12 protein-coding genes are annotated in these 13,705 nt (G+C 73.7%); 5 read left to right on the plus strand and 7 right to left on the minus strand.

Annotation, left to right across the window (positions count from 1 at the left end; all coding sequences use genetic code 11):
* Positions 1–53 precede the first annotated feature (53 nt).
* The 4 genes from WMF44_RS30885 to WMF44_RS30900 all read right to left on the minus strand — a co-directional run bounded on the left by WMF44_RS30885 (position 54) and on the right by WMF44_RS30900 (position 3,338).
* A complete protein-coding gene (locus WMF44_RS30885; RefSeq protein WP_437293634.1) occupies positions 54–1,097 on the minus strand; it encodes a glycosyltransferase family 4 protein in 1,044 nt (347 codons plus the stop codon).
* A 52-nt stretch (positions 1,098–1,149) separates the two neighbouring features.
* The gene (locus WMF44_RS30890; protein WP_437293635.1) at positions 1,150–1,548 is read right to left on the minus strand and encodes a 6-pyruvoyl trahydropterin synthase family protein; all 399 of its coding nucleotides are present in this window, start codon (positions 1,546–1,548) and stop codon (positions 1,150–1,152) included.
* Between the two features lie 22 nt (positions 1,549–1,570).
* Positions 1,571–2,557 carry a zinc-dependent alcohol dehydrogenase gene (locus WMF44_RS30895; RefSeq protein WP_437293636.1) on the minus strand — a complete coding sequence of 329 codons (987 nt, stop codon included), beginning with the start codon at positions 2,555–2,557 and terminating at the stop codon, positions 1,571–1,573.
* A 91-nt stretch (positions 2,558–2,648) separates the two neighbouring features.
* Positions 2,649–3,338: a RibD family protein gene (locus WMF44_RS30900; RefSeq protein ID WP_437293637.1), complete on the minus strand. Its 690-nt coding sequence runs from the start codon at positions 3,336–3,338 to the stop codon at positions 2,649–2,651.
* A 554-nt stretch (positions 3,339–3,892) separates the two neighbouring features.
* Between WMF44_RS30900 and WMF44_RS30905 the strand changes: the two genes are divergently transcribed.
* Positions 3,893–4,945: a GH12 family glycosyl hydrolase domain-containing protein gene (locus tag WMF44_RS30905; protein WP_437293638.1), complete on the plus strand. Its 1,053-nt coding sequence runs from the start codon at positions 3,893–3,895 to the stop codon at positions 4,943–4,945.
* Between the two features lie 50 nt (positions 4,946–4,995).
* Entirely contained in the window at positions 4,996–5,685 is a 690-nt protein-coding gene (locus WMF44_RS30910; protein ID WP_437293639.1) for a hypothetical protein, read from the plus strand.
* A gap of 29 nt (positions 5,686–5,714) precedes the next feature.
* Here WMF44_RS30910 and WMF44_RS30915 read toward each other — a convergent pair whose 3' ends face one another.
* Together WMF44_RS30915 and WMF44_RS30920 are read right to left on the minus strand one after the other, a co-directional pair.
* Positions 5,715–7,343: a CAP domain-containing protein gene (locus WMF44_RS30915; protein WP_437293640.1), complete on the minus strand. Its 1,629-nt coding sequence runs from the start codon at positions 7,341–7,343 to the stop codon at positions 5,715–5,717.
* Positions 7,344–7,440: 97 nt separating this feature from the next.
* Positions 7,441–8,352 carry a glutathione S-transferase family protein gene (locus tag WMF44_RS30920; protein WP_437293641.1) on the minus strand — a complete coding sequence of 304 codons (912 nt, stop codon included), beginning with the start codon at positions 8,350–8,352 and terminating at the stop codon, positions 7,441–7,443.
* A gap of 154 nt (positions 8,353–8,506) precedes the next feature.
* Here WMF44_RS30920 and WMF44_RS30925 point away from each other — a divergent pair, with 154 nt between their 5' ends.
* The 3 genes from WMF44_RS30925 (at position 8,507) to WMF44_RS30935 (ending at position 11,312) form a co-directional block, all read left to right on the plus strand.
* Complete coding sequence (locus tag WMF44_RS30925; protein ID WP_437293642.1) at positions 8,507–8,968, plus strand: PaaI family thioesterase; 462 nt, start codon at positions 8,507–8,509, stop codon at positions 8,966–8,968.
* A 168-nt stretch (positions 8,969–9,136) separates the two neighbouring features.
* Positions 9,137–10,174: a 1-aminocyclopropane-1-carboxylate deaminase/D-cysteine desulfhydrase gene (locus tag WMF44_RS30930; protein ID WP_437293643.1), complete on the plus strand. Its 1,038-nt coding sequence runs from the start codon at positions 9,137–9,139 to the stop codon at positions 10,172–10,174.
* Between the two features lie 325 nt (positions 10,175–10,499).
* On the plus strand, positions 10,500–11,312 hold the full coding sequence (locus tag WMF44_RS30935; protein WP_437293644.1) for a fibro-slime domain-containing protein: 813 nt from the start codon (positions 10,500–10,502) through the stop codon (positions 11,310–11,312).
* A gap of 100 nt (positions 11,313–11,412) precedes the next feature.
* Here WMF44_RS30935 and WMF44_RS30940 read toward each other — a convergent pair whose 3' ends face one another.
* The gene (locus tag WMF44_RS30940) at positions 11,413–13,704 is read right to left on the minus strand and encodes a M20/M25/M40 family metallo-hydrolase (protein ID WP_437293645.1); all 2,292 of its coding nucleotides are present in this window, start codon (positions 13,702–13,704) and stop codon (positions 11,413–11,415) included.
* Position 13,705: the final 1 nt, after the last annotated feature.

Here is a 13,705-nt window from a genome sequence, read left to right on the forward strand (position 1 = left end):
GGCGCCCCGGGGCGGCGCGATCCTGCCCGCTCTTCGCCGAGCCGGTCATCCGCTCATCCGCGCGCCACGCGCGCGAGCGCCGCGCGCACCGCGGCCGCGGCGCCGTCCCAGGTGGGCAGCGCCGCGGCCCGGACGGCCGCCGCGCGGCTCATGCTCGCCCGGAGAGCGCCGTCCTCGAGGAAGCGGGCGAGCGCCGGCGCGGGGCCCTCGACGTCGTCCCAGAGCAGCGCCTCCGCGCCGTCCTGGACCGCCTCCGCGATCGCGCCGGCGCGGGCGGCGAGCACCGGAACGCCGGCCCGGACCGCCTCCGTGAGCACCATGCCGTAGCCCTCCAGCGACGAGGGCAGGACGAGCGCGTCCGCCGCCGCGAGCTCGGCCGCGAGCGCCTCGTCCCCGAGCACGCCGGGCGCCGAGACGCGCGCCCGCAGGAACGCGGAGCCGGCGATCGCGCGGCGCACCCGCCCGGCGTAGGCCGGGTCGCGCGCCGCGTCCCCGATGAGCACGAGCGTGGCATGCGCGCTCCCGACCCGCTCGAACGCCGCGAGGAGCTCCAGCAGCCGCTTGCGCGGGATGAAGCTCCCCACGAACAGGAGCCGCAGCGGGCCGCCGTCCCGCCGGGCGCGGGGGAGCAAGGGGAGCCGGTCCGCGCCCGGCGTCGCCACGTCGACCCGGGCGAGCCCGATCTCGCGCCGGAGCCGCGCCGCGGTCGTCGCGCTCGTCGCGAGGTGCGCGTCGCACAGGCGGATCACCGCCGCCTCGGCGAGCGAGAGCGCCGCGCGCCGCGGGCCGGGCGGGAGCTCCCACGCGCTCAGGTGGTGCACGAGGAGAGCGCGCGCGATCCGCCGCGGCAGCGCCGCGAACGCCGGCAGGAGCTCGGGGAAGCAGAGCTCGTCGCCGACCACCACGGCGGGGTCGATCCGGGCGAGGCGCCGCGCGAGGGCGAGGCCGGCGAGCGCCCGCGACCGCGGCGCCGGATCGAGGGACACGACCTCCACGGCGTCGCCCCGGGCGCGCAGCCGCTCGACGACGAGCCGATCGTAGATGTAGCCGCCCGTTGTCTGGTCGAGGGCGCCGTAGACGATCCAGGCGATGCGCATGGGTCAGGGGAGCGGCCCGGCCTGGTGGCCGCCCTCGCGGCCGCGGCCGGCGCTACAGGTCGCGCTCGAAGCCCGCATACGCCGACGGCGACTCCCGGACGAGCACCCTCAGCGTCGATCCCGGGAGCGGCGCCTCTCCCGCGGGCAGCCTCGCGATCTCCTCGGCGAGGAGCCCGGCCACGTGCTCGGCCACGCGCTCGGTCGTGGAGGTGCGCCCGGGGAAGGCGGGGTGCTCGTCGAGGTTCGTGTAGTCGATCGTGTCGAGCACCCGGCGCAGCGACGCGTGCAGCGCGCCGATGTCCATGACCACGTGGTGCGGGCCGAGCGCCTTCGCGCGGATCTCGATCTCGACGGAGTACGTCGCGCCGTGCATCCGGGTCGCCGGGCCGAAGAACGGATCGGAGAAGCTGTGCGCGATCATCACGTGATCGCTGACGCCGAGGAGGAACATGGCGGTGGCGGGCCTCTGTCTTTTAGGTTGCCTCTCGCGTAGCCGATCGTGCGCCGTACCGGAAGACCGTCTGCAGCCGCGCCCCGGGCTCGGCCGCGAGCGCTGCGTACACGGACGGCGCCGCGTCGAGCGGGACGGACGGGTCCAGCAGCGCGTCGAGCGCCGGGTCGTCGAGGAGGGCGCGGACGAGCGCGAAGCGCCGCGCGTGGTCCCAGCGGGGGGCGCGCTCCGGCGGGATCGTCGAGACCTGGCTCGCCCGCAGGCGCAGGCGCCGGCGGTGGAACTCCGCGCCGAGCGCGACCGGGCTCGTCCGCGCCCCGTAGAACGACGCGACCGTCACCGTCGCCTCGCGCGCCGCGTGCGCGATCGCGCGGTCGAGCTCCTCCGGATGGCCGGTCGCGGCGATCACGGCGTCCGCGTCGCCGCGCGGCCGGTCTTCCTCGGGCCGGAGCGCCGCGGCGGCGCCGAGCGCGAGGCCGACCTGGCGCCGCCGCTCGCTCGGCTCGACGAGCCGGACCACGGCCCCGGCGCGCCGCGCGAGCGCCACGATGAGCAGCCCGACGACCCCGCCGCCGAGCACCACCACGGCGTCTCCGAGCCCCACCCCCGCGTCCCACACGCACGTGATCGCCGTCTCGAGGTTCGCGGCCAGCACCGCGCGCTCGGCCGGGATCGCGCGTGGCAGGCCGCGCGCCGCGCCCGGCCCGAGCAGGTGGAGATCGCCGTGGGGCGCGAGCGCGAAGACGCGGTCGCCCGGCCCGAGCGCCGCGCCCTCGCCGCGGGCGACGACCTCGCCGACCCACGCGTAGCCGTAGCGGCGCGGGTACGTCGGCGCGCATTCAGCGTCGGGCGCGTCGGGCGCGCCGGGCGCGTCGAGCGACGGGTCGAACGGCGTCGGCCCCTCGCCGCGGAAGAGCAGCAGCTCCGTCCCCTGGCTCACGCCCGACGCGAGCGCGCGCGCCACGATCTCGCCGGGCCCGGGCGCGCGCGGCGGGGCGCCCGGACGCACCTCGACGAGCCCTGGCCGGACGAACCAGAGCTCCCTGGCGAGGGGCGGGGCGGCGTCGCTCGGCGCGATGGCCCCGGGCGGCGCGGGCGCGTCAGTCGGGATAACGCACCTCCCCTCGCAAGAGCACGTTGCCCCCGAGGAGCTCGACCGCCGGCTCGCGCAGGTCGATCGCCGACGCGAGCGGCGCCTCGCCCAGCGCGCCGACCGCGGGGATCGCCGTGTCGCCGAGGAAGCGCGGCGCGATCTCGACCTCCGCGCGGTCGGCGAGGCGCGCGCGCAGGAACGAGGTGAGCACGGCGCCGCCCCCCTCGACGAGCAGCCGCCGCACGCCGCGCGCGTGGAGCTCGGCCAGCGCGTGCGGCAGCGAGACGAGGCCGCTGTCGTCCGCGGGCACGACGATCACCTCGGCGCCGCGCTCCTCGATCCACGCCTGCGCCGCGCGCGACGCGCGCCCCGCCGCGCCGAAGACGACAACGCGCCCGCCGGCCGGCTCTCCGCTGCCGGGCGGCTGCAGCAGGCGCGCCCCTTCCGGCACGCCGAGGGCGCTCGCCAGCACCACGCGCAACGGCTGGCGCCCCTCGCACCCGCGCAGGGTCAGCCGCGGATCGTCGATCACGACGGTGCGGATCCCCACGAGCACCGCGTCGTGCTCCGCGCGCGCCCGGTGGGCGCACACCATCCCGGCGGGTGTGCTGAGCATGACGCGCTGGTCCCGGGCCGCGATCCGGCCGTCGAGCGTCTGGGCGAAGTGGAGCGTGACCCGCGGGCGCGGCTGGCTCATGGCGCGCTCGCGGGTGCGCGTCCGGCGCAAGCGAACGCGCAGGGGAGAGGGGACTTTGCCGCCGTCCCGAGCCGACAGTGGAGCCTCCGGGGCACGACGGCACTCTAGACCAGAACGCGGGAACCGGGGAGGAGCGTGCGCACTCGATCACCCGATTCCACGCTTTACAGGAACGCATTCATCTCCACAATCAACGGCCTCATCCGTCCCCGGGCGACTCGAAGCATCGATGAAGATCAGCGAGATACGGTTCGATCGTCTCTCTGGCGACTCCGACCCTCGATGGGCGCAAAGGGCGCAAAGGGCGCAAAGGGCGCAAAACGATGTCGAGCCGCGCTCCCATGCGAACACGCAAAGCGTCGAGGTCGCCGGAGCGACGTCAAGTCCACGAAGCGCATGACGCGGCGCACGCCGCATTTTTCGAGTCGCGTGGTGACGCCATCGCTGTTGCTGCAATTGTTCAAGTCACGCGCTGCTTTTTTGCGCACGGCGGCGCCGCGCACCGCCGTGCGCCTGTATGCAGGTGTATGTTGCGCGCCATGCGTACACATACCTTGGCTGAATCTTTTGCGCTTCTCACGCTGACGGCGGCTCTCGCCGCCGGTTGCTCTGGATCTTCTGACGCTGACGACGGAGACCCCGGCGCTGCGGCGAGCTCCGGCGGGCTACCCAGCGCGAGCGCCTCGACGGGCGACGCCGCGAGCGGCAGCGGCGGCTCGACGTCGGGCAGCAGCGGTGTCACCAGCGGCGCCGGCGTCACCACCGGCGCCGGCGGCGCGGGCAGCACCACGGCGGGAACCGGCGGCGGCGCGGCGGCAGGCACCGGGGGTAGCGGCGAAGCGAGCAGCACCACGGCGGGAACCGGCGGCGGCGCGAACCCTGGCTCCGAGCTCGGCAACGGCGCCATGGAGGGCTCCGGCAAATCGAGCGAGCGGTACGAAACGGGCCTCGTCTCGCGCGACGGCACGCCGTACGTGCTCATCACCAACGGCTGGGGCCCCGGCTTCGGCAACCACACCGTCTCGTGGGAAGGCACGTCGTTCACGGTGGAGAGCATGAGCGGCTCGGCCGGCTCGATGGGTCAGCCCGCCTCGTACCCGACCGTCTTTTGCGGTCGCTACTCGGTGAGGGAGGTGCCTGACTGCGGCTTGCCGGCGCCGAGCAGCTCCATCAAGAGCCTGCGCACCGGCTGGCGGTGGGAGAAAAATGGCAACGAGGGCCAGTACAACGCCGCGTTCGACATCTGGATGGGCAACGGCACGCAGCTCCAGGGCTATCTCATGGTGTGGCTGCGCGATCCGACGCGCTTTCAGCCCGCCGGGCAGCCGAACGCCGCGCACCAGGGCATCGAGGTCGCGAACGTCCCCGGCAAGTGGAACATCTGGAACGGCATGGTGAACGGCCTGCCGATCGTGAACTGGGTGCGCGCCGAGGGGCAAGACAGCTCGGAGATCGAGTTCGACGTGATGGACTTCGTGCGCGACGCGCAGACGCGCGGCATCAGCGTGCCCGGCAACACGGTCAACGCGGTCGCCGTCGGGTTCGAGATCTGGGAGGGCCCGATCACGAACCTGAAGAGCCTCGACTTCTACGTCGACGTGAACTGAGCGCCACGGCTCGCTTGCCGCGAGGCGCCGGGCGTCCTAAGCGCGCCGCGATGCCCATCAGCTGGCCGGATCTCTCCTCGCGCTGCGAGCGCGCTGGCCTCCCGCTCCGCGGCGGCTTCCACCCGCGCGAGGGCGACGGCGCGCCGGCGGCGGGCGATCTCCCCGCGGGGACGCTCGTCCTGCTCGGCAACGCCGGCCCGTCGATGTGGCGCGCGTTCTCGCGCGCCCGCAGGGACGCCCCCGATCTCGCGCTCGACGACTGGACCGTCGCGGTCGTCTCCCCGCTCGCGGCGGAGCTCGGCGCGACGGCCCTGTTCCCCTTCACCGGCCCTCCCTACTGGCCGTTCCAGCGCTGGGCGCAGCAGGCCGAGGCGCTGTCCCCGTCCCCCCTCGCCATCCTCATCCACCCGCGATTCGGCCTCTGGCACGGGTACCGCGCCGCCCTCGTCTTCGCGGAGCGGCTGTCGCTCCCGCCCCGCGAGGACCTGGCGAGCCCCTGCGTCTCGTGCGCCGGAAAGCCCTGCCTGAGCGCCTGCCCCGTGTCCGCGTTCTCCCCTGGCAGCTACGATGTCGCCGCGTGTGTCGGCCACCTCGACGCCGGGCCAGGCGCGACGTGCATGACCGGAGGGTGCCTGTCGCGCCGCGCCTGCCCGATCGGGCAGGAGCACATCTATCCCGACGAGCAGCGCGAGTTCCACATGCGCGCGTTCCGGCGCGCGACGCCGATCACGGGCGGCTAGTTCCGCGTCGCTTTCCCAGCCGGTCGCGCTTATTGAGCCGGTCGCGCCGATTCAACTGGTTGCGCCGATTCAACTGGCTGCGCTGGTCGCGCTTCACCTGGTTGCGCCGGTCTCTCGTTCACGACGAGCTCGACATACCAGCTGGGCACCTCGCCTGATGGTTCCTCGGAAGACGGATCCTCGGCAGGAGGAGGAGCGCCGGCGGTGATGCCGATCCCGATCCGGGTCGCCCCGGGAGAAAGGAGAGCATACCTCGACGAAGGGTTCTGAAGCATCACGGCCACGTGCTCGGAGATGAACTCAGCGCTCCCCGTGAACTGCCAGGTTTTCCCTGGCAATACCCCGTTCGCCTTCAGCTGTGCAGCGAGGGTATCGTCTGGCGGCAACACCTCGTCCGCGCGCGCGGTCAACTCGCTCCGCCTCGCCGCGATCGCGCCCACCGCTGGGTCCAGAGCGAGCGGCGCGAGGCCGAACCGACGCCGCTCCGCGTTGTACGCGGCCACGATCGCATCCGCCCAGGTCGCGCGGTCCGGCGGATTGGGCGATGGGTTCAGGATGAAGCTGTCGGGCGCCGCCGGCTCGGTGACCCCGACATGGACGGGAAACAGCAAGACTGCCCGATGCCAGAGTTCGTCGGGAGCCACGTCGGGTCTCGTGACCTGAACCGCGTTCAGCTCGACGAAGTAGCGTCCGGGCTTCATGGGCAGCTTGTGACGCAACGTGATCTTCCCGTCCGGCCCGGGCCGGGCGCTCTGTCTTGTCACCTTGCCCCCCTCCGCGTCGATGTAGAACGCGGCATCGACCAGGCTGGGAGGGGCGCGCAGGTCGAGGGCCAGGGTGTCTCCGGGGGAGAAGCGTTTCGGCGTCGGGGCCAACACGACCCCGCCGCTGTCGACCACGACGCCCTGGACTCCCCATTGCCCCCGGGTCCGCCGCGCGACACCGTAGGCGCTAGCCGCTGGATGCAGCGCCCATAACCGGCGCGCGAACGCGGCGAGCCGTCGATCGAGGCGCCCGCTCTTGTCGTGCCCGCGCGCTGCGTCGACCCGCCATGTGAGCTTGGCGGAGGCCACGCCGCACTTCCAGGCGAGCCACTGTCTCAGCGATTTGACCGGTCCTCGGTTCGCCTCGATGTACACCTCGGCCGTGGCGCCAGCGAGACAGTCGAGCGCCAGGTCATGCCGCAACCTGGCGTGCGCCGCAGGGGGCACCGCGCCCTCGAGGATCTGGCCAAGCTCGTCGCCGCCCGAGAATCCTTGCATCTGCGCGGGCGACGGCTGGTAGGTGCCCGGCGCAGCGCGAAGGAGATCGGCTGCATTCTCCGGCAGCACGCGCCCTGGGATCACGGCTGCGCCGGCCCCGCAGCCGGCAACCCAGATGAGGCCGAGCAGGACCTGCCCCGCGGTTCTCTGTAGGGAGCGCCGCTGCATCGCTCGCGCGGCGCGCCCGAAGACCCCCAGGCTCTTCATTGGCGCTGAATTTAATCGGCCCTTCGTCCCTGGGTCAATCGTTCCGGTGCCCGTCTCCTCTCGCGCGGCTCGGGCGAGTCCGGCGATGCCCCGAGCCGCGCGTGGCGCTCGCGCTGATCGGTCCAGGAGCCTGGCCCGATCGACGCCCGGCGAGGTCGCGAGCGAGAGGCCGCCAAGCAGGCGATCCAAGTGGCGCACCGAGATTCCCTGCGGGATTTCTGACACGTGGAACGAGCGAGGACCGCGGCGGCACGCTGAGCGCGCTGGCCCGGGCGCACGGCGCGGCTCAGAGCTTCCTGATGCGATATCCGGCGCGCGGGAAGTGCACCGCGATCTCCCCCACGTCCAGCTCGCGGCGTCGTATCGTGATCTCGGCGGCCGAGAGCCGCGCGACCACGCCCCGGGTCTCCTCTGGACCGTAATCGTCAGCCGTGATCGTCACGGCGTCTCCCGGCGACAGGCCCTCTCCGGCCGCGGTCTCCCCGCCGGCGACGTCGGCCGGCTCGGACGCGCGGGCCGCCGCGAGCGCCTCGGCGGCGGTCATCGCTCGGACGTCGCCGGGGCCGAACGCCTCGATGCGCGCGAACCACGCCGCGAGCGCGGGCCGCGCCTCGATCGCGGCAGACAGCCTGGCGCTCCGGTTCAGGAACCAGACCGGGTGGAAGCACGCCGCGTCCGCGATCGAGAACGCGTCGCCCAGCAGGAAAGGCCGGCCACGGAGCTGGGCCTCCAGCCGATCGAGCGACAGCAGCGCCTGGCTCAGGGCGTGCGGCGCCGCCTGGAAGATCGCTTCCTTGCTGAGCGCCGGCGACATCGCCGCGCGATCGGCCAGGATGCCGGGCGGCAGGACAGCGAACATCTCCACGACCACCGGCGGCACGGCCTGGGACATCAACCGATGATCCGCCCAGTCCTCGATCAGCTCGACCAGCCCCGCCTGGCCCGGCGGGACGCAGGAAGGCTCCGGTCGTACCTGCTCCAGGCGCCGCGCGATGCAGGCCGTGTCACAGTAGATGTCCGCGCCGATCTGCAAGACCGGGATCCGCCGATATCCCCCCGTGAGCGGCGTCAGCTCCGGCTTCGGCGCCATCATCGGCTGCTCGACCGATCTCCACGCGATCTTCTTGTACGCGAGGATCCGGCGGATCTTCTCCGCGAAGAGCGATAACGGATAGTGATGCAAGATGAGCTCGGCCATGGACGACCTCGTGCGCTGGCGACCTCTTCGGGTCGGCGTTCGCTGTCGAACCTAATGAGGGCGGCCCGCGCCGCTCTTGGAGGATCTTGCGATCCCGCGCGCCCGCGGAGAAATCGCCGGAAGCTCCCGGCAAGGCCTGTACTACGCTGCCGCCATGGCCGAAGGGGAACCCGAGGATTTCGCCGCCGCGCTGAACGACGCGGCCATCGACGGCTGGATCAGCGCCATGGGTCTCCGGCTGATCCGCGCCACGCGCGACGAGGTGGCGGCCGAGCTCGACATCGGGCCGCAGCACCGGCAGGCGTATGGCATCGTCCACGGCGGCGTCCACGCGGGCATCGTGGAGACGCTGGCGTCGATCGGCGCCGCGCTCCATGCCCTGCCGGACGGCCGCTCGGTCGTCGGGCTCGAGAACCACACGAGCTTCCTGCGCGCGGTCCGGTCGGGGCGGCTCCGCGCCACCGCGCGCCCGCTCGACCGCGGGCGGCGCACCCAGGTCTGGGAAGGCTCGGTCTACGACGAGGAGGGCCGGCTCTGCGCCTCGGGGCGCGTGCGCCTCCTCGTCCTGGAGCCGGACGCGACGCTCGCGGGGCAGCGCGCCGGCACGCCCGGGTGATCGAAGGCCGCGCGAGCGCCTGACCGAAAGCTCCCCCTGACCCCGGATTGCCCGATCGCCGGCTCGCCTGACCCCCGGATTGCCCGCTCGCCCGATTGCCCGATCGCCCGAGCGCCTTACACCCTTCGCGAGGTGCCCCCGTTGCGCGACGCAGCCGCCCTTCGGATCATGGACTCCATTCCCCGGCTCGGCTGGATCGGCGCGCCCTCGCCGGTCACGGCGCTGCCGCGGCTCGCCTCCGCGCTCGGCGTCGAGTTCCTCGGCGTCAAGCGGGACGACCTCTGCGAGCCCCTCCACGGCGGGATGAAGATGCGGAAGCTCGACTACGTGCTCGCCGCGCCGCCCTTCTCGACCGCGGCGGCGTGGTCCGCGGCGGGCGGCATCGGCTCGGGCAACGTGGCGGCGCTCGTCGCCGCGGCGCAGCGGCTCGGCCGGAGGGTGCACGCGCACCTCTTCTGGACCGACCTCTCCAGGGGCGTGCTCGACAACCTCGCGTTCACCGCCTCGGGCCCGGCCTCGATCCGCTTCTACCCGTCGCGCGTCGAGCTCGCGCTCGCGCGCCCGTCGCTCTTCCTGCCGCTCCGCGCCCTGGACGACGACGGCGCGGCGATCGTGCCGCTCGGCGCCACGTCGGCGCTCGGCATGCTGGGCGCCGCGCGCGCGGCGCTCGAGCTCGGCGCGCAGATCCGGGCCGGCGAGCTCCCCGAGCCCGCGCGCGTCTACGTGCCGCTCGGCTCCGGCGGCACCGCCGCCGGGCTCGCCGTCGGGCTCGCGCTCGGGGGCCTGCGCTCGCGGGTCGTGGCCGTCGCCGTCGTCGAGCGCCTCCTCGCCTCGCGCTTCCGCCTCCGCGCCCTCACCACCGAGCTCCGCGCCGCGCTCACGCGGCGGGGCGTCGCGCCCGTGCCCCCCGCGGCGCCGATCGACATCGTGCACGGCTACCTGGGCCGCGGGTACGGATCGCCCACGCCCGCGTCGCTCGCCGCCTGCGACGCCCTCGCCGCCGAGGGGATCTCGCTGGAGCCGGTCTACACCGGCAAGGCCATGGCCGCGCTCATGGCGCACGCGCGGGAGCGCCGGCTCGGCCCGGTGCTGTTCTGGCAAACCGCGCGGCGCGAGCCCCTGCCCCGACACGACGGCTTTTGCGAGCGGCTCCCGGCCGCGCTGTCGCGGCGCCTCGGCGCCCACTGCGGCGGCGGATCTCGATAAACGACCTACATCTCGGCGCCTCCCCGGCGCTCGTGCGCTGTCGCTCGGCTGCACTTTTCTCCGCTTCGGCCTCGTGCTGCCAGCGCACGGCGGCAATTTTCTGGATCGCACCGCCATTGCGACGAGATAGAATCGCTGTCTCGCTTGCGCCCTCGGCGACCGCCCACCCCGGCGCTCGTAACGCCGCGGCCCACGCGCACACAGCGCGCAAAACATGCGCAAACCACGCACAACGGACGCGCAGACCACGCGCGATATCCCCCACAGAAGGAGTCTTTACATGCTTAGGCCGCGACAGTCGAACTGGTGTGCTCCGCTCGCAACCATGCTTGTGTTGGCCGGGGTCGCGTGTGGGGGCAGCACCGATGGTGCGAGCGACTCCAGCAACAGCGCCGGCGCCGGGTACGGCTCGGGCACGGGCGGCAGCGACTTCGGGTCCGGTGTGTCGGCGGGCGCGGGCAACGGGAACGGCAGCAGCGGCAGCGGCGACGGGTGCAACGCGAGCCTCACGGGCATCGTGCGCGACTTCCGCGCCTACGAAGACGGCGAGGGGCACCCCGACTTCGAGACCTTCACGGGCCAGGGCCTGAAAGGCATCGTCGAGCGCGAGCTGGGCCCGGATCAGAAGCCCGTCTATGCGCATGACGGCGGGACCGCGCACACGACGGGGCCCGCGGAGTTCAACCAGTGGTACCGCGACGTCGACGGCGTGAACATGCCGATCGAGTTCACGATCACGCCCGTCGTCGGCGCGGACGGCATCGCCACCTACGAGAACCGGGCCTTCTTCCCCATCGACGAGCAGGGCTTCGGGAACGAGGGGAGACGGCACAACTTCCACTTCACGTTCGAGCTCCACATGACGTTCGTGTACAACGGCGGCGAGGAGTTCAGGTTCTCCGGCGACGACGATCTCTGGGTGTTCATCAACAACCGGCTCGCCATCGATCTGGGCGGCCTCCACGGCCCGCAGGACGACAGGCTCGACCTCGACGCGATGGCGAACGAGCTGGGGATCACGCCCGGGCAGGAGTACGCGCTCGACTTCTTCCACGCCGAGCGGCACACGACCGAATCGAACTTCACCATCCAGTCGACGCTCGCGTTCACGAACTGCGAACCCATCTTTGTGGACTGATCCGCTGGACTGATCCGCTGGACTGATCCGCTCGACGGATCCCGCTCCACCTCTCCTGCCCAGCGAGGGCGGCGGGCCCGCTTCCGCCAGCCCGCCGGGGCTAAGGCCGGAACGACCCGCTGACGAACGTCGAATCGGCGAGGCGGTACGGCACGCCCATGATCTCCCTGGGCCGCGGCCCGCGCACGAGCTCGCGCGGGAGCTCGTAGGTCTGGTCCATCAGCCGGATCTCGATCGGCCCGGAGTCCTCGACCTCCAGCGACCACTCGATACCTCCCTGCGGCAAACCCATGTAGGTGAACCCCCAGCGGACATCGCGCTTCGCGTCGGCCGCGCGACCCCGCTCCTCCACGCCCTTTCCGTCCACCTCGGCGCGGATCACCCGGTTCGGGGACGTCACCTCGGCGAACAGCCAGGGGGCTCCGCGGGATGAGGCGACGCGGAGCCGGAGCGCCCGCACGCCGTCGCGCCGGACGTCGCCGAGCACCGTGAGCGAGGGCGCCGGGAGGGCGAGGGCCGGCGCCTCGGCCTGGCGCGTCACGCGCACGAACGGCACGGCGAACGAGGGCGCCTGCCCGCGATCGTCCGGGAAGTACGCGGCGGTCCACGGGTCGAGGTCTCGGTCGGCCGAGAGCCAGTGGGCCTCCCCGGCGGCGGTGTCGACCGCGTAGGCGAGGCTCGCCGGTCGGGGCCGCGCCTCGGTGAAGCCCGTGGTGGCGCAGGCGACGAGGAGCGCCGCGAGGCCGGAGACGCCGAACGCGAGCGAGAGCCGCGGCGAGCGGTCGCCGCCGAGCAGCTCGGCGTGCGGCAGGAAGAGCCCGAAGACGAGCGCGACGGCGAGGGCCGGCACCGCCGCCTTCGGCAGGCCCAGCGCGACGAAGAACAGGTACGGGCCGGGCACGGCCAGCGCGACCGCCGGCACCGCTGTCGCGACGAGGATCGCGGCGCCCGCGAGCGTGGGCGGGGCGTCGCCGCGCCGGATCGTCACCGCAGCGAGCCCGAGCAAGGCGAACGCGAGCGGCCAGGCGAAGTAGAAGCTCGCGCCCGGCATGAAGAGGCTCGCCGCCGCGAGGAGCACCAGCCACAGGAGCAGCGCGCCGAGGGCGAGCTCGCACGCGCCGAGCCGCCGCCGGAAGAACCGGTAGCCCGCCGCGGAGGCCGCTAGCGCGGCGAGCGCGAGCGCGAGCCGGTACGCGGGCGCGTTGTACGGCTCGAACGGCATCACCCGGAGGGCCGGGTGCACGCCGCGGAGGATCCACGCGAGCCCGCCCACGGCCGCGGCGACGCCGAGGAGCAGCGCCAGGAAGGCGAGGAGCCCCGCGGCGATCCGGCCCGGCGAGGCGGCCCGCCGCCGCACCGCGTGGAGCACCACGCCCGCGAACAGGCAGGTGACAAGCGCGGCGATCGGGAGCGTCCAGCCGATCGGGTGCGAGACGAGGTGGGCGCCCCACGTGTTGAAGTACACCGCGTCTCCGCGCCCGGGATCCCGCAGGTCGAGCGCGCCGAAGCGCCGCGCGAGCGAGAGCGCGTAGTCGCCGGCGTGCTGCACGCTCCGGAGGTCGAGGTTGTCCACGGTGTCGGACGGGGCGTGGTAGTGCGCGGCGCCGTCGCTGAAGGCGAAGTTCAGCCCGGGGATCCCCGCCCGCTTGAAGACGCTGAGATCGGTGCTGTGGCCCATGCGCCGCGCGACCTCGGGGAAGAGCGACGACGCCACCGGGTAGCCCGCGGCGCTGGCGAGCTCGCGGACGGGGAAGGCGTCGCCGGGCCCGGTGTCGAACATCGCGACAACGCCGCCGGCCCCGCGGGCGTCGAAGTTCAGCGCGATCCCCACCTCGCCGCGCAGCGGGTGCTCGTCCATGAACGCCTTGCCGCCGAGGACGCCCCCCTCCTCCGCGTCGGTGAACAGGAGCAGCACGTCGTTGCGCAGCGGGGGACCGCTCTTCAGGGCGCGCAGCGCCTCCAGGAGCGCCGCCACCCCGCTGCCGTCGTCGGCGGCGCCCGGGCTGCCGGGCACCGAGTCGTAGTGCGCGACGAGCGCGACCGCCCGGGTGCTGTCCGCGCCCGGCAGCCGCGCCACGATGTTCTCGACGTGCGCCGCGTCGTACGGCAGGCCCCACTGCCGGCCGAGGACCGAGGCGCGCTGGACCTCGGGCTGCACGCCGAGCTTCGAGAGCTCCGCGAGCAGGTAGTCGCGCGCCCGCCGGTGGCCCGCCGAGCCGGTGGGGCGCGGCTCGGCCGCGATGTGCGCGAGGTGCGCCCTGGCCCGCTCGGCCGAGAACACCTCGGGCGGCGCGCTCGCCGGGACGACGTCGGGAGGGCTCAGCTGCGCGATGCGGAGCGCGACCAGCGCGAGGAGCGCGAGGGCCGCGGCGAGGCGAGGAGACCACGCCATG

This window comes from Sorangium sp. So ce426, from assembly GCF_051475585.1.
Taxonomy (GTDB): Bacteria; Myxococcota_A; Polyangia; order Polyangiales; family Polyangiaceae; genus Sorangium; species Sorangium cellulosum_B.

Excerpts from the sequence above, each read along its gene's own strand:
- WMF44_RS30885 (WP_437293634.1), bottom strand. The coding sequence starts at position 1,097 with ATGCGCATCGCCTGGATCGTCTACGGCGCCCTCGACCAGACAACGGGC.
- WMF44_RS30890 (WP_437293635.1), bottom strand. The coding sequence starts at position 1,548 with ATGTTCCTCCTCGGCGTCAGCGATCACGTGATGATCGCGCACAGCTTC.
- WMF44_RS30940 (WP_437293645.1), bottom strand. The coding sequence starts at position 13,704 with ATGGCGTGGTCTCCTCGCCTCGCCGCGGCCCTCGCGCTCCTCGCGCTG.
- WMF44_RS30925 (WP_437293642.1), top strand. The coding sequence starts at position 8,507 with ATGGCCGAAGGGGAACCCGAGGATTTCGCCGCCGCGCTGAACGACGCG.
- WMF44_RS30930 (WP_437293643.1), top strand. The coding sequence starts at position 9,137 with ATGGACTCCATTCCCCGGCTCGGCTGGATCGGCGCGCCCTCGCCGGTC.
- WMF44_RS30910 (WP_437293639.1), top strand. The coding sequence starts at position 4,996 with ATGCCCATCAGCTGGCCGGATCTCTCCTCGCGCTGCGAGCGCGCTGGC.
- WMF44_RS30935 (WP_437293644.1), top strand. The coding sequence starts at position 10,500 with ATGCTTGTGTTGGCCGGGGTCGCGTGTGGGGGCAGCACCGATGGTGCG.
- WMF44_RS30920 (WP_437293641.1), bottom strand. The coding sequence starts at position 8,352 with ATGGCCGAGCTCATCTTGCATCACTATCCGTTATCGCTCTTCGCGGAG.
- WMF44_RS30900 (WP_437293637.1), bottom strand. The coding sequence starts at position 3,338 with ATGAGCCAGCCGCGCCCGCGGGTCACGCTCCACTTCGCCCAGACGCTC.